General features: G+C 69.8%; 21 protein-coding genes. 6 read left to right on the plus strand and 15 right to left on the minus strand.

What is annotated here, in order from left to right:
* Window positions 1-36: 36 nt before the first annotated feature.
* From ACIBB8_RS12470 to ACIBB8_RS12535, 14 genes are all read right to left on the minus strand, one after another.
* Window positions 37-594, minus strand: coding sequence for an SMI1/KNR4 family protein (locus ACIBB8_RS12470; protein WP_398951157.1), 558 nt, complete (start codon window positions 592-594; stop codon window positions 37-39).
* Between the two features lie 125 nt (window positions 595-719).
* The gene (locus ACIBB8_RS12475; protein ID WP_398951159.1) at window positions 720-1,112 is read right to left on the minus strand and encodes a YccF domain-containing protein; all 393 of its coding nucleotides are present in this window, start codon (window positions 1,110-1,112) and stop codon (window positions 720-722) included.
* Window positions 1,109-1,972: a zinc metalloprotease HtpX gene (htpX, locus tag ACIBB8_RS12480; RefSeq protein ID WP_398951161.1), complete on the minus strand. Its 864-nt coding sequence runs from the start codon at window positions 1,970-1,972 to the stop codon at window positions 1,109-1,111. The genes ACIBB8_RS12475 and htpX overlap by 4 nt, the downstream gene beginning before the upstream one ends.
* A gap of 204 nt (window positions 1,973-2,176) precedes the next feature.
* On the minus strand, window positions 2,177-2,638 hold the full coding sequence (gene mscL, locus ACIBB8_RS12485; RefSeq protein ID WP_398951163.1) for a large conductance mechanosensitive channel protein MscL: 462 nt from the start codon (window positions 2,636-2,638) through the stop codon (window positions 2,177-2,179).
* A gap of 106 nt (window positions 2,639-2,744) precedes the next feature.
* A complete protein-coding gene (locus ACIBB8_RS12490) occupies window positions 2,745-4,289 on the minus strand; it encodes an NADH-quinone oxidoreductase subunit N (RefSeq protein ID WP_398951165.1) in 1,545 nt (514 codons plus the stop codon).
* Complete coding sequence (locus tag ACIBB8_RS12495) at window positions 4,286-5,836, minus strand: NuoM family protein (RefSeq protein WP_398951213.1); 1,551 nt, start codon at window positions 5,834-5,836, stop codon at window positions 4,286-4,288. Before ACIBB8_RS12495 ends, ACIBB8_RS12490 begins: the two co-directional genes overlap by 4 nt.
* 27 nt (window positions 5,837-5,863) lie before the next feature.
* The gene (locus ACIBB8_RS12500) at window positions 5,864-7,864 is read right to left on the minus strand and encodes an NADH-quinone oxidoreductase subunit L (RefSeq protein ID WP_398951167.1); all 2,001 of its coding nucleotides are present in this window, start codon (window positions 7,862-7,864) and stop codon (window positions 5,864-5,866) included.
* Entirely contained in the window at window positions 7,861-8,271 is a 411-nt protein-coding gene (gene nuoK / locus ACIBB8_RS12505; RefSeq protein WP_398951169.1) for an NADH-quinone oxidoreductase subunit NuoK, read from the minus strand. Before nuoK ends, ACIBB8_RS12500 begins: the two co-directional genes overlap by 4 nt.
* A complete protein-coding gene (locus ACIBB8_RS12510; protein WP_398951171.1) occupies window positions 8,271-8,825 on the minus strand; it encodes an NADH-quinone oxidoreductase subunit J in 555 nt (184 codons plus the stop codon). The genes nuoK and ACIBB8_RS12510 overlap by 1 nt, the downstream gene beginning before the upstream one ends.
* On the minus strand, window positions 8,822-9,427 hold the full coding sequence (locus tag ACIBB8_RS12515; RefSeq protein ID WP_398951172.1) for a NuoI/complex I 23 kDa subunit family protein: 606 nt from the start codon (window positions 9,425-9,427) through the stop codon (window positions 8,822-8,824). The genes ACIBB8_RS12510 and ACIBB8_RS12515 overlap by 4 nt, the downstream gene beginning before the upstream one ends.
* Entirely contained in the window at window positions 9,427-10,395 is a 969-nt protein-coding gene (locus ACIBB8_RS12520; protein WP_398951174.1) for an NADH-quinone oxidoreductase subunit H, read from the minus strand. The genes ACIBB8_RS12515 and ACIBB8_RS12520 overlap by 1 nt, the downstream gene beginning before the upstream one ends.
* Window positions 10,392-11,663, minus strand: a complete 1,272-nt coding sequence (locus ACIBB8_RS12525; RefSeq protein WP_398951176.1) for an NADH-quinone oxidoreductase subunit C — start codon at window positions 11,661-11,663, stop codon at window positions 10,392-10,394. The genes ACIBB8_RS12520 and ACIBB8_RS12525 overlap by 4 nt, the downstream gene beginning before the upstream one ends.
* Window positions 11,660-12,289, minus strand: coding sequence for an NADH-quinone oxidoreductase subunit B (locus ACIBB8_RS12530; RefSeq protein WP_398951178.1), 630 nt, complete (start codon window positions 12,287-12,289; stop codon window positions 11,660-11,662). Before ACIBB8_RS12530 ends, ACIBB8_RS12525 begins: the two co-directional genes overlap by 4 nt.
* Window positions 12,280-12,681: an NADH-quinone oxidoreductase subunit A gene (locus ACIBB8_RS12535; protein WP_358856921.1), complete on the minus strand. Its 402-nt coding sequence runs from the start codon at window positions 12,679-12,681 to the stop codon at window positions 12,280-12,282. The genes ACIBB8_RS12530 and ACIBB8_RS12535 overlap by 10 nt, the downstream gene beginning before the upstream one ends.
* Window positions 12,682-12,859: 178 nt before the next feature.
* Between ACIBB8_RS12535 and ACIBB8_RS12540 the strand changes: the two genes are divergently transcribed.
* From ACIBB8_RS12540 to ACIBB8_RS12565, 6 genes are all read left to right on the plus strand, one after another.
* The gene (locus tag ACIBB8_RS12540) at window positions 12,860-14,059 is read left to right on the plus strand and encodes a sensor histidine kinase (RefSeq protein ID WP_398951180.1); all 1,200 of its coding nucleotides are present in this window, start codon (window positions 12,860-12,862) and stop codon (window positions 14,057-14,059) included.
* A gap of 253 nt (window positions 14,060-14,312) precedes the next feature.
* Complete coding sequence (locus ACIBB8_RS12545; RefSeq protein ID WP_398951182.1) at window positions 14,313-15,662, plus strand: sensor histidine kinase; 1,350 nt, start codon at window positions 14,313-14,315, stop codon at window positions 15,660-15,662.
* Between the two features lie 250 nt (window positions 15,663-15,912).
* Window positions 15,913-16,572: a LuxR C-terminal-related transcriptional regulator gene (locus tag ACIBB8_RS12550; RefSeq protein ID WP_398951215.1), complete on the plus strand. Its 660-nt coding sequence runs from the start codon at window positions 15,913-15,915 to the stop codon at window positions 16,570-16,572.
* 261 nt (window positions 16,573-16,833) lie between these two features.
* Complete coding sequence (locus ACIBB8_RS12555; RefSeq protein ID WP_398951184.1) at window positions 16,834-18,807, plus strand: 2-oxoacid:acceptor oxidoreductase subunit alpha; 1,974 nt, start codon at window positions 16,834-16,836, stop codon at window positions 18,805-18,807.
* The gene (locus ACIBB8_RS12560; protein WP_366137087.1) at window positions 18,800-19,879 is read left to right on the plus strand and encodes a 2-oxoacid:ferredoxin oxidoreductase subunit beta; all 1,080 of its coding nucleotides are present in this window, start codon (window positions 18,800-18,802) and stop codon (window positions 19,877-19,879) included. Before ACIBB8_RS12555 ends, ACIBB8_RS12560 begins: the two co-directional genes overlap by 8 nt.
* A 203-nt stretch (window positions 19,880-20,082) precedes the next feature.
* Window positions 20,083-22,038: an APC family permease gene (locus ACIBB8_RS12565; RefSeq protein ID WP_398951186.1), complete on the plus strand. Its 1,956-nt coding sequence runs from the start codon at window positions 20,083-20,085 to the stop codon at window positions 22,036-22,038.
* On the opposite strand, the gene ACIBB8_RS12570 is transcribed toward ACIBB8_RS12565, so the two are convergent.
* A complete protein-coding gene (locus ACIBB8_RS12570; protein ID WP_398951217.1) occupies window positions 22,026-22,373 on the minus strand; it encodes a winged helix-turn-helix transcriptional regulator in 348 nt (115 codons plus the stop codon). The genes ACIBB8_RS12565 and ACIBB8_RS12570 overlap by 13 nt on opposite strands.
* Between the last annotated feature and the right edge of the window lie 27 nt (window positions 22,374-22,400).

The raw sequence follows: 22,400 nt of genomic DNA on the forward strand, positions 1-22,400 counted from the left end.
CTGATTGAGCGGGATGAGCGGCGGCTCACAGCCTGTTCATATGCGGGTGTTGTAGTCCGGCCAGGGCTGCAGGTCCATCGCTTCGTCGTCGGCGTCCTCCCCGTACCAGCCCGCGCCGTCCAGCCATGTGCGCAGCCAGGTGGCGAGATCGGGCTGGTCGATGTACCAGGCGTGCTGTGGTTCGTCGGCGTTCGGCTCGAACAGCAGGACGGTGGTGCGGTCGGTGCGGCAGTCCACGCAGCTGTACATGCCGCAGCCCAGGCTGCATATCGGCAGTACGCCTTCCGGCCACGGCCACTGCCCTTCCTCGCTCGCGGATCCGCGGTGGGCGAGGTACTGCTCGACGGCGGAGTGCTCGCCGTCGGGGGTGGGGCTGCCGGTGAGAGGCAGCAGACCGTATTCCGGGCCGAAGCCGCCGTTGGCGATCCGGGTGTACAGGGCGGTCAGCAGTGGCGGCAGCGCGAAGCCGAGGGCCGCTTCGGCCTGGGCGATGTCCTGGGTGGACAGAGCTGCCGGGAGGGGGTACTTCTCCCGCCGTGGGGAGGTGTGCGCTGTCTTCTCCACGGCCGTCAGCAACTGCTCGGTGTCGTTCATGGGTTCATGGTGGAGGAAGGCACTGACAATCGGCGGAGGGTGGCCCGATGCCCTCCTGTGTGACGGGGGCGTTTCGACGGACGGGCCGCCCGGCTCCCCGCCGCCCCCCTGGCCGTGCTGGTGTTCTATCGGGTGGCGAACGGCTGGTCCGTTCGGACGATTTCCTTGCCGAGGGGCAGGAGGGAGACCGGGATCATCTTGAAGTTCGCGATGCCGAGCGGGATGCCGATGATCGTGATGCAGAGGGCGATTCCGGTGGTGATGTGGCCGAGGGCCAGCCACCAGCCTGCGAGGATCAGCCAGAGGATGTTGCCCACGCAGGAGGGTGCGCCGGCGTCGCGGCGGTCGACGACGGTGTAGCCGAAGGGCCACAGCGCGTAGATGCCGATACGGAAGGCTGCGAGGCCGAACGGGATGCCGATGATGGTGATGCACAGCAGGACGCCGGCGAGCATGTAGCCGAGGAACATCCAGAATCCGCACAGGACCAGCCATATGACGTTCAGGATTGTCTTCATGGGCGATGACCTGCCATCTGCTCAAGTCGGGCAATGCGCTCCGCCATCGGCGGGTGCGTGGAGAACATCTTGGCCATGCCCTGACCGGGGCGGAAGGGGTTCGCGATCATCATGTGGCTCGCGGTCTCGATCCTCGGCTCGGGGGGCAGGGGGAGCTGTTTCGTTCCTGCGTCCAGCTTGCGCAAGGCGCTGGCGAGGGCCAGGGGGTCGCCGGTCAGCTGGGCGCCCGAGGCGTCTGCCTCGTATTCGCGGGAGCGGCTGACGGCGAGTTGGATGACGCTGGCGGCGAGCGGGCCGAGGATCATGATCAGCAGCATGCCGAGGATGCCGGGGCCTTCGTCGTCGTTGGACCGGCCGCCCGGAATCAGCCATGCGAAGTTGACCAGGAACATGACGACGGAGGCGAGTGCTCCGGCGACTGACGAGATCAGGATGTCGCGGTTGTAGACATGGCTGAGTTCATGGCCGATGACGCCTCGCAGCTCGCGTTGGTCCAGGATCTGCAGGATGCCTTCGGTGCAGCACACTGCCGCGTTGCGCGGGTTGCGGCCGGTGGCGAAGGCGTTGGGTGCCTGGGTCGGGGAGATGTAGAGCCGTGGCATGGGTTGGCGGGCCGTGGTGGAGAGTTCGCGGACCATGCGGTAGAGCTGTGGCGCCTCGAATTCGCTGACCGGGCGGGCCCGCATGGCCCGTAGTGCGAGTTTGTCGCTGTTCCAGTAGGCGTAGGCATTGGTGCCGACGGCTACGAAGAGCGCGACGATCAGGCCCGTACGTCCGAAGAAACTGCCGATGACGATGATGAGTGCGGACAGGCCCCCGAGGAGTACGGCGGTCCTCAGCCCGTTGTGCCGGCGGTGCACGGTACGCCCTCCAAGTGGTGCAGCAGGGGAACCCTTGCTGGGTGGTGCTCCACTCCCCAGTGGAGCCTCCCGTACTGGTCAACGCCAGGCGAGGAGAGCTAGTTCCCTTGTGCGTGCGGCCGGAGGGCGGGGCCTGTCCGGCTGTTCGGGCCGGAGCGGGCACTGGGCCGTACGGGTGTCGGTGCGGGCGGCCGCAGGAGCGGGTCAGCGCTGGGCGGGGATGCCGGCGAGCGCGAGGGCCTCGGGGTCGGGCTTGATCTCGCTGGTGCAGTGGGCGCAGCGGGAGGCGATGGCAGGGATGGCCGTGTAGCAGCGGGGGCAGTCGCGCAGGGCGGCCTTGATGTCGACCTTCTCCTCGGCCTTGGCTGTGAAGCGGCTCTGGACCTTCGCCATGGGGACGACGACGCAGAAGTAGAGGACCGCGGCGGTGATCAGGAAGGCGATGGAGGCGCTGACGAACAGGCCGTAGGGGAACTTCACGCCCTCGACCTGGAAGGTGGCCTTGCTGAAGTCTCCGGTGCCTCGGGTGATGACTCCGATCAGCGGCACGATGAATGCGTTGCTGAATCCTGTGACGACTGCGGTGAACGCGGCTCCGACGGCGAGTCCGACCGCCATGGAGATCACGTTTCCGCGCAGGATGAAGTCCTTGAACCCGTTCAGCACTGCCCTGGCTCCTCTTTTGTGTGTACGTATGCGTGGTGTGCGGGCATGACCCTGCCCTGCGCGGTCCGGCCGGGGCAAACCGATCTTGGGCAGGGTCGGTGCGTGGTCAGAAGAGGTTGACCGCGGCGAACCTGAGCACGAGTTGCGGGGCTCCGGAGAGCACGATGCCGACGGCTGCGGTGAGGGCGATCGCGGCGGTGAGGGACGCCGGTGTGGTCACGCGCAGGGTGGGTGCCTTGCCCGCTGTGCCTGCCGGGGCCGCCGCCGCCTCGGGCTCTTCCGGTCCGCGGAAGAGTACCGCTGTCCACTGGAGGTAGTAGTAGAGCGCGATCACGACGTTGACGGCCATGACGACCGCGAGCCAGCCGAGGCCTGCGTCGACGGCGGCGGAGAAGACCGTGACCTTGGCGAAGAGGCCGACAATGCCTGGTGGCAGTCCGGCGAGGCAGAGCAGGAAGAAGGCCATGGCGAGGGCGGCGAGGGGGCGGGTGGCGTACAGGCCGCGGTAGTCGGAGAGACGGTTGTCCGGGCTGGTGCGGGAGACGAGGGCGACCACTGCGAAGGCGCCGAGGTTCACGACGGCGTACATGAGGGCGTAGGCGACGGTGGAGCCGATCTGGGCGTCGCTGGAGTACGCGGCGGAGGCGATCGGCACCAGGAGGTAGCCGGCCTGGGCGACGGACGACCAGGCGAGCAGGCGTACGGCGCTGCGGGCGCGGGTGGCGGTCTGGCGGAGGGCGGCGACGTTGCCGATGGTCATGGTGAGTGCGGCGACGACGGCGAGTGCGGGTCCCCAGACGTCGGCGTACGACGGGAATCCGATCACGGTGACGAGGATCAGCCCGGAGAAGCCGACTGCCTTGCTGACGACCGAGAGGTATGCGGCGACGGGGAGCGGCGCGCCGATGTAGGTGTCGGGGACCCAGAAGTGGAAGGGTGCGGCGGCTGTCTTGAAGCCGAAGCCGACGAGGGTGAGGGCGACGCCCGCCTGGGCGAGGGTGTCGAGCTGACCGGGGACGTGGTCGAGTCGGGTGGCGAGTTCCGTGAGGTGGAGGGTGCCGGTTGTCGCGTACACGAAGCTGACGCCGAGGAGCGTCACGGCGGTCGCGACGACTGAGGAGAGGAAGAACTTCAGGGCTGACTCGGAGGAGCGCCGGTCGCCGCGCTTGATGCCGACGAGGGCGAAGGCGGGCAGGGAGGTGACTTCGAGGGCAACGACGAGGGTGGCGAGGTCGCGGGCGGCGGGCAGGAGTGCGGCGCCGGCCGCGGAGGACAGCAGCAGGAACCAGAACTCGCCCGCGGGGAGCTTGCGGGTGTCGCCGAGGGAGAGCAGTGCGGTGAGAAGGGCGCCGCCGAGGACGAGGAACTGGATGACCAGGGTGAAGTGGTCGGCCGTGTAGCTGCAGGCCGTGCCGGTGCCGGTGGTGAGGCAGAAGGTGGAGTGGTCGCCGTCGCGCAGCGGGACGAGGAAGGCGAGTGCGGCGACGAGTCCGGCGATGGTCGCCCAGCCGAGCAGCGGCTTGCGCTCCCGGGGGAGGAAGAGGTCGGCGACGAGGATGATCAGGGCGACCGTCGCGACGATGGCGGGGGGTGCGATGGCGAGCCAGTCGACGGACTGGACGAGGCTGGTGGTCTCGGCCGCTGTGGTCACGACTTGCCTCCTGCGAGGAGCTTCTGCACGGCCGGGTCGGTGAGGCCGAGGAGGACGGCGGGCCACAGGCCGGCGAGGACGGTGAGGGCGGCGAGCGGGGTCCAGGCGGCGAATTCGTAGGCCTGGATGTCAGCGATGCGGTGCGGTTCCTCGCGCTTCTCGCCCATGCAGACGCGGCGCACGACGATGAGCATGTACGCGGCGGTGAGCAGGGTACCGAACGCGCCGATCGACATGAAGGTGAGGAAGGCGGGGCGGCTGAGGCCGCCGGCCGGGTCGAAGGCGCCGAACAGGGCGAGCATCTCGCCCCAGAATCCGGCGAGGCCGGGCAGGCCGAGCGAGGCGACCGCGGCGAAGGCGAGGAGACCGCCGAGGCGGGGGGCGCGGCCGTAGAGGGCGCCCCCGGTGGCGCCGGAGAGGGTGTCGAGGTCGGCGGTGCCGTAGCGGTCCTTGACTGCGCCGACCAGGAAGAACAGCAGGCCGGTGATGAGGCCGTGGGCGATGTTGGCGAAGAGCGCGCCGTTGACGCCGGTGGGGGTCATGCTCGCGATGCCGAGGAGTACGAAGCCCATGTGGCCGACGGAGGAGTACGCGATCAGGCGCTTGAGGTCGCCCTTGGAGCCGGGGCGGGCGAGAGCGAGGCAGGCGAGGGATCCGTAGACGATGCCGACGACGGCGAAGGCGGCGAGGTACGGCGCGAAGGTCTGCATCCCGTCGGGGGTGATGGGGAGAAGGATGCGGATGAATCCGTACGTGCCCATCTTCAGCAGGACCCCCGCGAGGAGCACCGAGCCGACGGTCGGGGCGGCGGTGTGGGCGTCCGGGAGCCAGCTGTGCAGCGGCCACATGGGGGTCTTGACCGCGAGTCCGATGCCGATGGCGAGAACGGCGATGACCTGCACGGACGAGGTGAGCCCACGGCCGTTGTCAGTGGCGAGTGCCACCATGTCGAAGGTGCCGCTCGTCAGTCCGATGAGGAGCAGGCCCAGCAGCATGATCACTGAGCCGAGCAGTGTGTAGAGGATGAACTTCCAGGCGGCGGCCTGCTTCTGTGCGCCGCCCCAGCGGGCGATGAGGAAGTACATCGGGATGAGGACCATCTCGAATGCCAGGAAGAACAGCAGCAGGTCGAGGACGGCGAAGGTCGCGAGGGTGCCGGACTCGAGGACGAGGACGAGTGCGACGAAGGCCTTCGGGGAGGGGCCCTCGGGCATTTTGAAGTAGCTGTAGAGCGCGCAGAGGAAGGTCAGCAGCGCGGTCATGACGAGAAGGGGGAGCGAGATGCCATCGATGCCAAGGTGGATGCGGACGTCGAGCGCCGGGATCCAGCTGATGTCGGTGGTGGCCTGCATTTTCGACGGGTGGGCGCGGTCGAAGCCGAGGGCCAGGACGATCGCGGCGATGAGGATCGCGCCGGTGACGGTCACGCCGTGGCGGAGCACGGCCTGGTCGGGGCTCTTTCCCTTCAGCCCGGGCGGGGCGGGCAGCAGAGCGGCGACGGCGCCGATGAGCGGGCCGACGACGATGAACGCGAGAAGGAACTGCATCACGGATTCGCTGATATCGATCACGGCTCACGACCCGGCGTTGATGTTGGCAAAAACGACGGCGGCGATCGCCAGGACAAGGGAACCGGCGAGCAGTGCGCTGAGGTAGGTCTGCACGTTGCCGGTCTGGGCGCGGCGGACGGCGGCGCCGAGCCAGCGTGTGCCGGTGCCGGCGCCGCGTACGTAGGTGTCGACGACCTCGCGGTCCAGGAAGCTGACGAGGCTCGCCGCGGCCTGGACGGGGCGGACGAACAGCGTCGCGTAGAGGGCGTCCAGGTGGAAGCCGGTGGCGGCGTGGCGGTGGAGCCGGCCGAGCAGGAGCCGTCCGGGGTCGGCCGGGTCGGGGGTGCCCGGGGTGTCGCCGTATCCGGCGGTGTGGTGGGTCATGGCCTCGGCCTCGATGAGTGCGGGTTCGGCGTCGGGGTGGGCGACGACGGCACCGGCGGGGGGGCGGGCGGCGAGGGCCGTGGTGTGGCGCCAGGCGCCGTAGGTGACGAGGCCGCCGACGAGGCCGACGCCGGTGGAGAGGACGGCGGTGGTCACGGACGGGGTAAGGCTGTGGCCGTCGAACCAGTCGGTGATCACGCCGACGGTGAGTCCGAAGCCGAAGGTGGGGATGGCGAGGACCCAGAGGACGGCGGTCATCGCGACGGGCTGCCTGCCGTGGTCGGGGGCCTCGGCACCGCGGCCGCGGAAGGCGAGGAGCCAGAGGCGGGTGGCGTACGCGGCGGTGAGGACGGCGGCGAGCAGTCCGGCGACGAGGACGGTCCAGCCGGCGGCGACCGGGGCGACGTGGCGTTCGCCCAGGGCGGTGTGTTCGGCGGCGACGAGGATGGCTTCCTTGGAGAAGAAGCCGGCAAACGGCGGGATGGCGGCGAGCGCAAGGAGGGCGACGGTCATCGTCCAGTAGGCGTCCGGGATGCGCTTCGCCAGGCCGCCCATGCGGGACATGGCGGTGAGCGAGTTGGTCCCGGCGGCGTGGATGACCACGCCGGCCGCGAGGAAGAGGACGGCTTTGAAGGCGCCGTGCGAGAGGAGATGGAAGACGGCGGCGCCGCGGTCACCGACGGCCAGGGCGCCGGACATGTAGCCGAGCTGGCCGATGGTCGAGTAGGCGAGGACCCGCTTGATGTCGTCCTGGGCGAGCGCGGCGAGTCCCGACCCGATCATCGTGACCGCCGCCATGACGGCGAGGACGACGAGGGCGGCGCCGGATTCGGCGAAGACGGGGAGGAGCCGGGCCACGAAGTAGATGCCGGCGGCGACCATCGTCGCGGCGTGGATCAGCGCGGAGACCGGGGTCGGGCCGGCCATCGCGTCGGGCAGCCAGGTGTGCAGGGGGAACTGCGCGGACTTGCCCGCGACGCCCGCGAGAAGCAGCAGGGCGATGAGAGTGGGGTGGTCGAGCCCGCCGTGCGCGACGGCGCCGAGGATGCCGGTGATCCGGAACGTACCGGTGTCGGCGGCAAGCGCGAACAGGCCGATCAGGAAGGGGACGTCGCCGAGCTTGGTGACCAGGAACGCCTTGAGGGAGGCGGCGCGGGCCTCGGGTGTCTCCCAGTAGTGGCCGACGAGGAAGTACGAGCAGATGCCCATGACTTCCCAGCCGACCAGCAGCACCATCAGGTCGCCGGAGTAGACGACGAGCAGCATCGCGGAGGTGAACAGGGAGACGAGGGCCGCGTACGAGGGGTAGCGGGGGTCGTGGCGCAGATACGCGGTCGAGTAGATCTGCACGCAGGTCGCGACGAGACCGACCAGAACGGCGACGAGGACCGCGAAGCCGTCGAGGTGGAGGGCGAGGTCGATCGGGACCGAGCCGGTGGGGGTGAGCCGGGTCGACGCGTCGATGGCCGGGCCGCCGCCCTGGCGTGCGGCGACGACGACGGCGATCACGGCTGCGGCGAGGGTGGGGAGGATCGCGAGGGGGCGTACGTATCCGGGGGCGGTGCGGCCGAGGAGCAGGCCGGTGGCTGCGCCCAGGAACGGAAGGAGGGGAACGAGGACGGCGAGGGTCGTGGTGGTCACGGGGTGGCCTCTGCCTTCTTTGCCTTCCCTGCCGCAGCAGTGGCCTGGTCTTCGGTGCTGGTGGTGTCGTCCTCGTCGCCGGGGAGGGATTCCGCGGCGTCGGTCTCGGCGGTGTCGCGGAGGCGGTCGACGTCCGAGCTGCCGCGGTTGCGGTGGACGGCGAGGACGATCGCGAGGCCGATGCCGATCTCGGCTGCGGCGATGGCGATGGTGAAGAGGGTGAGGGCCTGGCCGGAGTGCAGGGCATCGCGGAACCAGACGTCGAAGGCGACGAGGTTGAGGTTGACGGCGTTGAGCATCAGCTCGACGGACATCAGGACCAGGATCGCGTTGCGGCGTGCGAGTACTCCGTACAGTCCGGTGCAGAAGAGGAGGGCGGCGAGCACGGCGGGATAGGCGAGGTGCATCAGCTCTGCTCCTTACTGCGCTTGCGGGACAGGACGATCGCGCCGACGAGGGCGGCGAGCAGCAGGACGGAGAGTGCTTCGAAGGGCAGTACCCAGTGCCGGAAGAGGAAGGCGCCGGTGGCTTCGGTGGATCCGTGGGCCGGTCCGTCCAGGTCGATCCAGGTGGTGCGGAAGGCGTCCACGACGACCCAGACGAGGGCGGCTGCGGCGGCGACCGCGACACCGAGGGCGGCCCATCGGTTTTCGGAGTCGGCGTCCGGGGAGCGGCCGATGGGGGCCTTGGTGAGCATCAGCCCGAAGAGAAGGAGGACGACGACGGAACCGACGTAGATCAGTACCTGTACCCAGGCGATGAACTCCGCGGTCAGCAGGAGGTACTCGACGGCGAGGCCGCCGAGCGCCACGACCAGCCAGAGGGCGGCGTGCACCAGCTGCTTGGTCGTGACGGTGATGAGGGCTGCTCCGAGGGTGGCGACGCCGACCAGGACGAAGGCGATCTCGATGCCGGTCGGGGAGAGGAAACCGGGGTGGGCCGCGGCGGCTGCGAGGGTCACTCCTTTCCTTCCTCTTCTTCCTGCTGCGGGGTCTGCTGGGCTTGCTGGGCTTGCTGGGCTTGCGGGGCTTCTTGGGCGCGCTGGGCTTCGAGCTTCTCCGCCGTCTTGCGGGCGGCGGCGATCTCCTTCGGCTCCTCCGCACCCGGGTCGAGTGCGGGCGGCTCCGGCACCGTCCACATCCATTCGCGGAGCTTGTCCCGCTCATGGGTGAGTTCGAGGATGTCGGTCTCCGCGTACTCGAACTCCGGCGACCAGAACAGCGCGTCGAAAGGACAGACCTCGATGCAGATACCGCAGTACATGCAGAGGGAGAAGTCGATGGCGAAGCGGTCGAGCACGTTGCGGCTGCGTTCGCGGCCACCCGGTGCGGCGGCGGGCACCGTCTCCTTGTGGGAGTCGATGTAGATGCACCAGTCCGGGCACTCACGGGCGCAGAGCATGCAGACCGTGCAGTTCTCCTCGAACAGCCCGATGACGCCGCGGGAGCGCGGCGGGAGTTCGGGCTGGACGTCGGGGTACTGGGCGGTGACCGACTTCTTCGTCATCGTCCGCAGGGTGACGGCCAGGCCCTTGGCAAGGCCGGAGCCGGGGATCGGAGGCATTAGCTGATCGCCACCTTCACGATGCCGGTGAGCGCGATCTGCGCGAGAGCGAGCGGGATGAGCGTGGTCCAGGCGAGCTTCTGCAGCTGGTCCTCGCGGAGGCGGGGGTAACTCACCCGCAGCCAGATGACGACGAAGGCGAGAACCGCGATCTTGAGGAGCGTCCAGACCCAGCCGAGTCCGTCGGCGCCGAGCGGGCCGTGCCAGCCGCCGAGGAAGAGGACGGTGGTCAGTGCGCACAGGACGACGATGCCCGCGTACTCGGCGAGCAGGAACAGGGCGAAGCGGAGGCCGGTGTACTCGGTGTACGCGCCGAAGATGATCTCCGAGTCGGCGATCGGCATGTCGAACGGCGGGCGCTGCAGTTCGGCGAGTCCGGCCACGAAGAAGACCAGGGCACCGACGATCTGCCACGGCAGCCACCACCACTCGAAGGCGTTGACGATGCCGGGAAGGGAGACGGTGCCTGCGGCCATCGCGACAGAGGCCGCGGCGAGCAGCATCGGAAGTTCGTACGCGAGGAGCTGGGCGGCGGTGCGGAGGCCGCCGAGGAGGGAGAACTTGTTGGCCGATGCCCAGCCCGCCATCAGTGAGCCGAGCACTCCCACGCCCATGACGGCGAGGACGAAGAAGATGCCCGCGTCGACCACCTGGCCGACCGCGCCCTCGCTCGGGCCGATCGGAATGGCGACGAGTACGAGGAGGTACGGGAGGAGGGCGACGGCGGGGGCGAGCTGAAAGATGCGGCGGTCGGCCTGGGCCGGGACGACGTCTTCCTTCTGCGCGAACTTCACGCCGTCTGCGACGAGCTGGGCCCAGCCGTGGAAACCGCCCGCGTACATGGGGCCCAGGCGGCCCTGCATGTGGGCCATCACCTTGTGTTCGGTCTGGCCCACGACGAGGGGGACGACCATGAACACCGCGAAGACGATGATGAGCCGGAAGGCGACGTCGAGTACGTCGTTCACGCGGTATCGCCTCCGGCGGGGTGGTCAGGGGTTTCGGGGGTTTCAGGGGTTTCAGGGGTTTCAGGGGTTTCAGGGGTGGCCGCGGGTTCGGTGCCCTCGGGGGTGGGGCCGCTGCGCGGGGCCTCTCCCCTGTCCGCCCCTTCCCGAACCGGGGGCTCCGCCTCCGGGCCGCCGCTCTTCGGACGCCGGCGGGGCTGGGAGGTGTCCGGTTCGGGGGTCGGGTCGAAAGCGGGGCGGGCATGGTGCCAGGGCGCGTCCGCGCCGCGGGACCTGGGTGCCTGCTCCGGGGCTGCCGCCTCCGGCGTCGGTCCCGAGGACGCGGTCTCCGAGGGGGCCGTCCCCGGCGCTGCCGACGGGGAGGTGGTCGAGTCCGCCGCCGCGGTGCCCGGCGCCTCGGACTTCGGCGTGGCCGCCGAAGCCGCCGCTTCCGTCGCTGCCGGCGTCTGCTCCGCCGGCGCCGCCTGCTGGCTCGCCGAGCCCTGGGACGCACTGCGGGTGCGGCGCTCAGTCGCGGTCGGGGTGGTAGCCGGCGGCGTGGTCCCGGTACCCGCGGCGGCCGGGGCCGCCGGCTCGGTCTGCTGGCTTGCCGAGCCCTCGCTCACGCTGCGGGCCCTGCGCACGGGGCGGTCGCCCGCGGGGCGGGCTGCTCGGGCCGGGCGGGCCGGGGCAGGTGGGAGCTGGCCCTTGAGGGGGCCCCATTCGTTCGGGTCGGGCACGCCCGGCGGCAGCATCGTGCGCCGCTTGGGGCCGCCGTGCTCGGATTCGCCCGGTTCCTTGGCGCCCGGCCATGCTTTGGCGACCCTCGCCGCCAGGACGAAGTCCTTGCGCAGCGGGTGGCCCTCGAAGCCTTCGGGGAGAAGAAGGGGGACGAGGTGCGGGTGGCCCTCGAAGCCGATGCCGAACATTTCGTGGGTCTCGCGCTCGTGCCAGGCGGCGCCCGCGTAGACGTGGATGGCGGTCGGCAGGACCGCGGCGTCGTGCGGAACGGTCGTACGGAGCAGGAGCCGACGGACCTTGCCGGCCGCCGGGGCGGCGACATGGGCGCAGACACGGAAGCCGGTGCCGGGTTCGTCGACTGCGCTCAGCCAGTCGAAATAGGTGCAGCCCAGCAGGGAGCGGGCCGTTTCGAGGGCGGTGGTCCAGGCGGCCGGCGGGACGTCGACGGTCAGCAGGTCGTACGCGTACTCTGCCGTGGCGTCCTCGCCGAAGAGTTCGGTGACGGCTTCCGGCAGGCGGTCGTAGGCCTGCGCCGTTTGCGGATCGGTCACTTCTGCTCCTCCCCCGGGGCCGGCGGAGCGGCGACCAGGCCGCTGCGGAGTGCGGCGGTGGAGGGGCGGCTGCCGGCGGTCGCGTACCGCTCGCCCAGCGACTCGCGGGCGATCTTCTCCTGGAGCTTGAGGATGCCCTGGAGCAGGGCTTCCGGGCGCGGCGGGCAGCCCGGTACGTACACGTCGACGGGGATGATCTGGTCGACGCCCTTGGTCACGGAGTACGAGTCCCAGTACGGGCCGCCGCAATTGGAGCAGGCGCCGAAGGAGATGACGTACTTGGGCTCGGGCATCTGCTCGTACAGCCGCTTGACGGCCGGGGCCATCTTGTCCGTCACCGTGCCGGAAACGACCATGAGGTCGGCCTGGCGGGGCCCCGGTGCGAACGGGATCACGCCGAGGCGGATGAAGTCGTGCCGGGCCATGGAGGCGGCGATGAATTCGATGGCGCAGCAGGCGAGCCCGAAGTTGAAGACCCAGAGGCTGTAACGGCGGCCCCAGTTCAGAACCACCTTCATGGGCTCGGGTGCGAGCCGGGAGAGCACGCCGAGCCGTTTCGGTTCGGGCAGCAGCGTCGGCTCGGGCCGGTGCTGCGGCTCGGGGGTCTGCGGGCTCGTCACGTCCATTCGAGGACGCCCTTCTTCCATGCGTAGAGCAGTCCCACGGCGAGGAAACCGAGGAAGATGAACATTTCCACCAGTGTGGTCGCGCCGTATCCAGGTGCTGCAAATACGGTCGCCCACGGGAACAAGAAGATCGAGTCGACAGCGAAGATCACATAGAGGAATGCGTAGACGTAGTAGCGGACCTGGGTGTGCGCCCAGCCCTCGCCGACGGGGTCCACGCCGCATTCGTAGGTGAGGAGCTTCTCAGGTGTCGGCACCACGGGGCGCAGCAGCCGGCCCGCGCCGAAGGCGACGGCGACGAACAGCACGCCGATCACGGCGAGCAGTCCGACGACCGAGTAGCTCTGGAAGTAGTCCGTCGCGAGAACGGTCGATTCCGGCAGGTCCGCCACGTAGGCCACGTCCGCCCCTCCGCTCCCTCATACCTGTTCGACTTCTGTACGCACGGGAGTCTAGGCCCTGCTAAAGAAGCGGTAAGCAGCCGCGTCGGGCAACGGGTGGGGTTATCCCTACTTCACCCCACCCATGAACCCCATGGCGTGCGCGGGCCCGGCCCGGCAGGCTGGGCGCATGACCTTGAGCCCCCCGGCGCCCGACAACGACCGGCCGCCGTCCGCCCGCTTCGCATTGGATCCGTGCACGTGGAAGGAGATCTCCTATCTCCTGTCCAACCTGCCGATGGCCGTTGCCGGGTTTGTTTACACAGTTTTCATGATCGGTATCGGCGTGGGGCTTTCCGTCACGGTGGTGGGTCTGCCGCTTCTCGCCGGCGGGCTGCAGGGGGCGCGGCTGCTCGGCAGGGCGGAGCGGGGCAGGGCCCGGGCCCTGCTCGGGATCCGTATCGACGAGCCGAGCGCTACCGCGCTGGGCCGCCGTGACCGCGGCGTCCTTCCGTGGCTGTGGTCGAGTCTCAAGGATCCGGTGGGCTGGCGGGCGGTGCTGTATTCCTTCATCCGGCTGCCTTGGGGCGTGCTCACGTTCACGGTGACGTTCCTGAGTCTGTTCGTCCTGTGGCCCGTGCTGCCCTTCACGGCGCGGCTGCTGGCCAACGCGGACCGGGCGATGGCGCGGGGGCTGCTCTCACCCTCGGACGAGCTGGAGCGCAGGATCGCCGAGCTGGAGTCGGACCGGGGTGTGGTCGTGGACACCGCCGCCGCCGACCTGCGGCGCATCGAACGCGATCTGCACGACGGCGCGCAGGCCCGCCTCGTCGCCCTCGCCATGGATCTGGGTCTCGCGAAGGAGAAGCTGACGCGGGACCCCGAGGCCGCCGCCCGCATGGTCGACGAGGCGCACGGCGAGGTGAAGGTCGCCCTGCAGGAGCTCCGCGACCTCGCCCGGGGGATCCATCCCGCCGTCCTCACCGACCGCGGCCTGGACGCCGCGCTCTCCGCCATCGCCTCCCGCTGCACCGTCCCGGTGACGGTTGGCGTGGATCTGCCGTCGCGCCCTGCGGAGGCGATCGAGGGGATTGCGTACTTCACCGTGTCCGAGCTGCTGCAGAACGTCAGCAAGCACAGTGGTGCGAGTTCGGCGTCCGTCGAGGTGTGGCGGTCGGAGGAACGGCTGCTGATCCAGGTCAGCGACGACGGCCGGGGCGGGGCGCAGATGGACGGCGGTACGGGGATGTCCGGGCTGGCGGAGCGGCTGGGGGCGGTGGACGGCCTGTTCGTCCTGACCTCGCCGGTCGGCGGGCCGACGACAGTCGTGGCCGAGCTGCCCTGGCGGGACCGGGGCAGGGACGGCGCAGGCGCCGCAAAACGGCCGTAGGACCTTTCTTGCGGATCGTGCCGGACTCACGGGGTGCGGGTGCGGGTACGCGTGCCGGACCCGCACCCCGTTCCGGTCCGATTCCGCAGGAGGGGCCCAGGCCGCAGCCGGGGGTGGGGAAAACCCCCGGCCGAAAAGGGATACCGGCCTCATGGTGAGGGGCCTTGCCGGACAGCACTCTTGTAGGTGGCGGCCTGTACGGGCTGTCGAAGAAGAACCACTCCATCCGCCGAGCAGAGAAACGGACGGCACCATGGCCACGGCATACGGACCGGACACTCGCGACCCTCAGCGGTCCGGCTCCGGGGACCTCCCCCCGGTGAAGCGCGTCGTTCCGGCGGTGCTGCGCGCGCCGTTCGAGGCGAGGGCCTGGCGCGAGTTCGGCTATCTGTTGCTGAGTCTGCCCATCAGTACGGTGGTGTTCGGCCTCGCGGTGGCTCTGACCTCTGCCAGCGCGGGTCTGCTGATCACGTTCCTCGGCATTCCGCTCCTTGCCGGCACCCTGGCCATGTGCCGCGGAATCGGCGCCATGGAGCGGGGCCGGGCGCGGGGGCTGCTGAGGCTCCAGGTGGCGGATCCGGCGCCGGTGCGCGGCAGGACCGGCGGGCTGATGTCCTGGGTCGGCGCGGTGCTGAAGAGCGGGGCGTCCTGGCGGCACCTTCTCTATGCGCTGCTGCACTTCCCATGGGCGGTCTTCGCGTTCATCGTCTCGGTGACGTTCTGGACGAACGGGTGGGCGGCCCTCACGTATCCGTTGTGGCAGTGGGTCTTCCCGGCGTACGCGGGGACAGGCGGCATCCAGCTGTACGGCGACGCCTCGCACGACATCTATCTCGACTCGCCCTTCGAGCTGGCCATGACCAGTGCGTTCGGTCTGATACTCGTCCTCGTCACCCCGTGGGTCATCCGTGGTCTGACGTGCGTGGACCGGGTGATGGTGTACGGGCTGCTCGGGCCCTCCCGGCTGGCGTCGCGCGTCTCGGAGCTGGAGTCGGACCGGGGTGTGGTCGTGGACACCGCCGCCGCCGACCTGCGGCGCATCGAACGCGATCTGCACGACGGCGCGCAGGCCCGCCTCGTCGCCCTCGCCATGGATCTCGGTCTCGCGAAGGAGAAGCTGACGCGGGACCCCGAGGCCGCCGCCCGCATGGTCGACGAGGCGCACGGCGAGGTGAAGGTCGCCCTGCAGGAGCTCCGCGACCTCGCCCGGGGGATCCATCCCGCCGTCCTCACCGACCGCGGCCTGGACGCCGCGCTCTCCGCCGTCGCCTCCCGCTGCACCGTCCCGGTGACGGTCGAGGTGGACCTGGCGTCGCGACCCGCGCAGGCGATCGAGGGGATTGCGTACTTCACCGTGTCCGAGCTGCTGCAGAACGTCAGCAAGCATGCCTGCGCAACGCGTGCGACGGTTGATGTGTGGCGTACGGCTGACCGGCTGATGCTGCAGGTCACCGACAACGGGCGGGGTGGCGCGGACCTGTCGGCAGGCAGCGGTCTGGCCGGTCTGACCGAGCGGCTGGACGCGGTGGACGGCATCCTCGTCGTCGAATCCCCGGTGGGCGGGCCGACGCGGGTCACGGCCGAGCTCCCGTGGCGCGGCTGAAGGCCTGTCGGGTTCCGGCCGGTCAAGAGGTCGCCCGACAAGCTCGGAGGCGGACCGGACCGCTGCCGCCGCCCCCGCTCACCCCTGTCATGGGCGTTCCCCCGCCCCACCCGGGCCCTCAGCCGTTCGGCACAGTTCCCCATCGACGGGCCGATGCTGGGATGCTGGAGGGGCCAGGAAACGGAATTCCGTCGGCCGCGGGCCGGCGGACCAGTGCAGTGGGGGAAACAGCGTCGTGGTGGAGGACAGGGTGCGGGTGGTCATCGCCGAGGACTCGGTACTGCTTCGGGAGGGGCTCACCCGGCTGCTGACCGATCTCGGGCATGACGTCGTCGCCGGGGTGGGGGACGCCGAGGCACTGATCAAGACGGTGAGCGATCTCGCCGCGCAGGACGAGCTGCCGGATGCGGTCGTCGCCGATGTGCGGATGCCTCCGACCCACACCGATGAGGGCGTACGGGCGGCGGTGCGGCTGCGCAAGGAGTATCCCGGCATCGGGGTCCTGGTCCTTTCGCAGTACGTCGAGGAGCAGTACGCGACCGAGCTGCTGGCCGGCAGCAGCCGGGGGGTGGGGTATCTGCTGAAGGACCGGGTCGCCGAGGTCCGTGAGTTCGTCGACGCCGTGGTCCGAGTGGCGCAGGGCGGTACGGCGCTGGACCCTGAGGTGGTGGCGCAGCTGCTGGGCCGGAGCCGTAAGCAGGACGTTCTGGCCGGGCTGACGCCGCGCGAGCGCGAGGTGCTCGGCCTGATGGCGGAGGGGCGGACGAATTCCGCGGTCGCCAGGCAGCTGGTGGTGAGCGACGGCGCGGTGGAGAAGCACGTCAGCAATATTTTTCTGAAGCTCGGGCTCTCGCCCAGTGACGGGGATCACCGTCGTGTGCTGGCCGTTCTGACCTATCTCAGGTCCTGAGAATCTGACACCCTGTCAGATCACCTGTGGCCGATCGAGGGCCTGGGACCAAAGGATGAGTGCCGAGAAACAGCGAACCACGTCGACCGACAGCCCCAGGGGTTCACGAAACATGGCAAAGTGGTACAAAAATGCGTCTCATAGTGGCGTCCACCATGTGACCGTTCCGGGGAAGGCGACCCTTACCGACGTAGGGTGGGCCTTGGGACCGCCGGCGGGCCGGACGGTCCCGAGCCGCCGCCCCGAGGGAGGTCCAGTTCAGTGACCAGCCAGGTCAGTAGCCCAGCCGGACAGGCCGACGAGACCAACGACGCCGATCAGGCCGGCGAGACCGCTCTCCGGGGGCAACGCACCCCCCAGGCCGAGAAGGCGGGCGCCGGTGAGAAGGAGATCCGTCGCCTGGACAGGGTGATCATCCGTTTCGCGGGTGACTCCGGAGACGGCATGCAGCTCACGGGTGACCGGTTCACCTCGGAAACGGCGTCGTTCGGGAACGACCTGTCGACGCTGCCGAACTTCCCGGCCGAGATCCGCGCCCCCGCGGGCACGCTGCCGGGTGTCTCGTCGTTCCAGTTGCACTTCGCCGACCATGACATCCTCACGCCGGGCGACGCCCCGAACGTGCTGGTCGCGATGAACCCCGCGGCCCTGAGGGCGAACATCGGCGATGTGCCGCGCGGCGCCGAAATCATCGTCAACACCGATGAGTTCACCAAGCGCCCGATGGCGAAGGTGGGCTACGAGACCAGTCCGCTGGAGGACGGCTCGCTGCAGGCGTACAACGTCCATCCGGTGCCCCTGACGACGCTGACGATCGAGGCGCTGAAGGAGTTCGGGCTCTCCCGCAAGGAAGCCGAGCGCTCGAAGAACATGTTCGCGCTCGGACTGCTCTCCTGGATGTACCACCGGCCGACCGACGGCACCGAGGCGTTCCTGCGGGCGAAGTTCGCCAAGAAACCGCAGATCGCCGAGGCGAACGTGGCAGCGTTCCGGGCGGGCTGGAATTTCGGTGAGACCACCGAGGACTTCGCGGTCAGCTACGAGGTGGCGCCCGCGACGGAGACGTTCCCCACCGGTACGTACCGGAACATCACCGGGAACCTGGCCCTGTCGTACGGGCTGATCGCCGCGAGCCGGCAGGCGGACCTGCCTCTCTACCTGGGCTCGTACCCGATCACCCCGGCCTCCGACATCCTGCACGAGCTCAGCAAGCACAAGAACTTCGGCGTCCGCACCTTCCAGGCGGAGGACGAGATCGCGGGCATCGGTGCGGCGCTCGGCGCGGCGTTCGGCGGTTCGCTCGGAGTGACGACGACATCGGGTCCGGGTGTGGCGCTGAAGTCGGAGACCATCGGCCTGGCCGTCTCGCTCGAACTGCCTCTGCTCATCATCGACATCCAGCGCGGCGGCCCGTCGACCGGTCTGCCGACCAAGACCGAGCAGGCGGACCTGCTGCAGGCGATGTTCGGGCGCAACGGCGAGGCCCCGGTGCCGATCGTGGCGCCGAAGACGCCTGCGGACTGCTTCGACGCCGCGCTCGACGCCGCCCGGATCGCGCTGACGTACCGCACGCCGGTGTTCCTGCTCTCGGACGGCTATCTCGCCAACGGATCCGAGCCGTGGCGGATCCCGGAGGTCGACGAACTCCCTGACCTGCGCGTGCAGTTCGCCTCCGGGCCCAACCATGAGCTGGCCGACGGCACCGAGGTCTTCTGGCCGTACAAGCGCGACCAGCAGACCCTGGCCCGCCCGTGGGCCGTCCCCGGCACTCCCGGTCTCGAACACCGCATCGGCGGCATCGAGAAGCAGGACGGCACCGGCAACATCTCGTACGACCCGGCGAACCACGACTTCATGGTCCGCACCCGCCAGGCGAAGGTCGACGGCATCGAGGTCCCCGATGTGGAGGTCGACGACCCCTCCGGCGCCCGGACCCTGGTGCTCGGCTGGGGCTCCACGTACGGCCCCATCACCGCCGCCGTCCGCCGGCTGCGGGCGGAGGGACAGTCCATCGCGCAGGTCCATCTGCGCCACCTCAACCCCTTCCCACGGAATCTGGGCGAGGTGCTGGAGCGTTACGACAAGGTGGTCGTCCCGGAGATGAACCTCGGCCAGCTCGCCACCCTGATCCGGGCGAAGTACCTGGTGGACGCCCAGAGTTACAACCAGGTCAACGGAATGCCGTTCAAGGCCGAGCAGCTCGCCACAGCTCTCAAGGAGGCCATCGATGCCTAACACCGACCAGGCACTCCCCACCGGGCTCCCGGCACTGCAGCTGGTACCCAAGGCCGAGGCCAAGCAGTCCATGAAGGACTTCAAGTCCGATCAGGAAGTGCGCTGGTGCCCCGGTTGCGGTGACTATGCGGTCCTCGCCGCCGTGCAGGGGTTCATGCCCGAGCTCGGTCTGGCGAAGGAGAACATCGTCTTCGTCTCCGGCATCGGCTGCTCGTCCCGGTTCCCGTACTACATGAACACGTACGGGATGCACTCGATCCACGGCCGGGCCCCGGCCATCGCGACCGGGCTGGCGTCCTCGCGGCGCGACCTGTCCGTCTGGGTCGTCACGGGTGACGGCGACGCACTGTCCATCGGCGGCAACCACCTCATCCACGCGCTGCGGCGCAATGTGAACCTGAAGATCCTGCTGTTCAACAACCGGATCTACGGGCTCACCAAGGGGCAGTACTCCCCCACGTCCGAGGTCGGCAAGATCACCAAGTCGACGCCGATGGGTTCGCTCGACGCCCCGTTCAACCCGGTGTCGCTGGCCCTCGGCGCGGAGGCGTCGTTCGTCGCCCGCACCGTGGACTCCGACCGCAAGCACCTCACCGGCGTGCTGCGCGAGGCGGCCGCCCACCCCGGCACAGCGCTGGTGGAGATCTACCAGAACTGCAACATCTTCAACGACGGCGCCTTCGAGGTCCTCAAGGACAAGGACCAGGCCGAGAACGCGGTGATCCGGCTGGAGCACGGGCAGCCGATCCGCTTCGGCACCGGGCAGTCCAAGGGCGTCGTGCGCGACCCGGCCACCGGCGACCTCAAGGTCGTCGAGGTCACCGCGGAGAACGAGTCGCAGGTCCTGGTCCACGACGCACACGCCGCCAGCCCCACCACGGCGTTCGCGCTGTCCCGGCTCGCCGACCCCCACACGCTGCACCAGACCCCGATCGGGGTGCTGCGCAGCGTCGAGCGGCCGGTGTACGACACACAGATGGCCGAGCAGCTGGACACCGCGGTCGAGCAGAACGGCAAGGGCGATCTGGCCGCGCTGCTCGCAGGCAACGACAACTGGACGGTCGTCGGCTGAGAGCCTGTCGGGTGACCTCCGCCCGATCAGAGGTCGCCCGGCAGGCTCCGAGAGGGGCCGGCGGATCAGGGTCGGACGGTTCCACTCGTCGCTGCCCCGGATGATCCGCCGGACGCCCCCTGGGACGCCGTGAGGCGCACCGTACGGGTGCCCGGCCGGGGAGTCTTCACCGCTCCCGGCCCGGCACCCGTTCTCATGTGCCCATGGCCCTGGACCGTCCCGCGTACCGCATCAAACGACACCTGCTCGGCAAACCCCTCACCACCGAGCGCATCAGTGAAGAGAAACTGAACAACCAAACGGCGCTCGGGGTGCTCGCCTCGGACTGCATCAGTTCGTCCGCGTACGGCTCCGAGGAGATGCTCCGGGTCCTCGTGCCGGTCGTCGGGGCGGCTGCCTTCACCCTCCTCATGCCGGTGACCGGCGCGATCCTGCTGGTCCTGCTGCTTCTGACGCTCTGCTACAGCGATGTCGTCATGATCTACACGCGTGCGGGCGGCTCGTACGTCGTCGCCCGGGAGAACTTCGGGCCGAACGTCGCGCAGATCGCCGCCGTGGCGCTGCTCGTCGACTACATCGTGACCGTCGCCGTCCAGGTGTCGGCCGGCACGAACGCTCTCATCTCCCTCGCCCATCTGGCCGGGGGCGGCTGGGCCGGCCTGGACCATCTCCAGCTGCCGGTCTCCGTCGCGGTGATCGCGCTGCTCGCGTACGGGAATCTGCGCGGCATCCGCGAGGCGGGCCGGACCTTCGCACTGCCCGCCTATCTGTTCATGGCCGCGGTCGGTCTGGTGCTGCTCGTCGCCGCGGTGCGCGGGCTGACGGGCGGGCTGCCGCACGCCGATCTGCATGCCGCCGGGGTGGTTCCGCTGGGCACGCCGGGCAGCGGCTGGGCATACGGCGCCTCGCTCTTCATCGTGCTGCGCTCCTTCGCCAACGGCGGCTCGTCGCTCACCGGACTCGAAGCGATCTCCAACGGCATCTCCGCGTTCCGTGAACCGCAGGGCCGCAACGCCCGCCGCACCCTCATCGCGATGAGCTGTGTGCTCGGCGTCCTCGTCCTCGGCGTCTCCACGCTGGCGCACTTCACGCATGCCGTCCCGTACATCGACGGCACGCCGACCGTCATCGCGCAGGAGGCTCATCTCGCCTTCGGTGCCGGCCCGGCCGGGACGGCCGGGCTGGTCTTCGTCCAGCTGGCGACCGCGCTGGTCCTCTATACGGGCGCCAACACGCCCTTCACCGGCTTCCCGTTCCTGGCGAGTTTTGTCGCCGAGGACCGTTTTCTGCCGCGGGTGCTGACCCGGCGCGGACACCGGCTGGCCTTCTCCAACGGAATCATCGCGCTCACCGTCGTCTCGCTGGCGCTGCTGCTGGTCACGGGCGCCAGCGTGGACAAGCTGGTGGCGCTGTACGCGATCGGCGTGTTCACCGCGTTCACCATGGCGGGGGCCGGGCTCACCGCGTACCACCTGCGCCGCCGCGAGCGGTACCGCCGGCTGAAGATCGCGGTCAATGGGCTGGCCGCGGCCATCTCGGCGGCCGTGGTGCTGATCTTCGCGGTCACCAAGTTCACCGAGGGCGCCTGGCTGGTCGTGATCGTTTTTCCGCTCGGCGTCTGGGCGCTGATGCGGATCAACCGCGAGTACCGGCGCGAGGCCGCCGCACTGCAGAGCCTCCAGGCACCGGGCGCCGACCGGCCTCGGGTCCGGCGCCATCTGGTCTTCGTCCTCGTCGAGACGCTGGACCTGGCGACGCTGAAGGCACTGCGGTACGCCCATGAGCTGCGCCCGGACGAGATCCGGGCGGTGCACTTCGCGATCGACGAGGCGCACGGCAGGCGGCTGGCCGCCCGCTGGGAGGCCACGGCCGCGACCTCCGTGTCGCTGGAGCTGGTGGCCTGCCCCGACCGGCGGCTGCGCCATGCGATGCGGGAACTCGCGACCCGCACCACGGCCGACGGGCAGACGTCGCTGACGGTACTGGTGCCGCGGCGGCTGTACTCGACCGCGCTCGGGAAGATCCTGCACCGGGGCACCGCCGAGGCGATGGCGAAGGCGCTGGTCCAGCTGCCGCACGTGGCAGTGACGATCCTGCCGTTCGATGTCTCGCAGGCGCTGCGGGAGCTGGAGGAAGGACGGGCTCCTCAGCCGGACTGAGCCTGCCTCCGGGCGTCGTACAACTCGCGGGCGGCGTGCACGGCGTCGACACGGCGTTCCGTCCAGCGCGCCAGCCCCCACACCTGCTCGGCGGCCTCCTTGCCCAGCTCGGTCAGCGTGTAGTCCACCCGCGGCGGGATCACCGGCTTGGCATCCCGGTGCACGAAGCCGTCGCGCTCCAGCGTCTGGAGGGTCTGGGCCAGCATCTTCTCGCTGACGCCGCCGACCTCGCGGCGCAGCTCGCTGAAGCGGTACGAGCGCTCCAGCAGAGCGGCGAGGACGAGGACGCCCCAGCGGCTGGTGACGTGTTCGAGCACCAGGCGGGAGGGGCACATCTGCCGGTTCACATCAGGCACCTTGCT

This window comes from Streptomyces sp. NPDC051286 (genome assembly GCF_044455345.1).
In the GTDB taxonomy this organism is placed as follows: Bacteria; Actinomycetota; Actinomycetes; order Streptomycetales; family Streptomycetaceae; genus Streptomyces.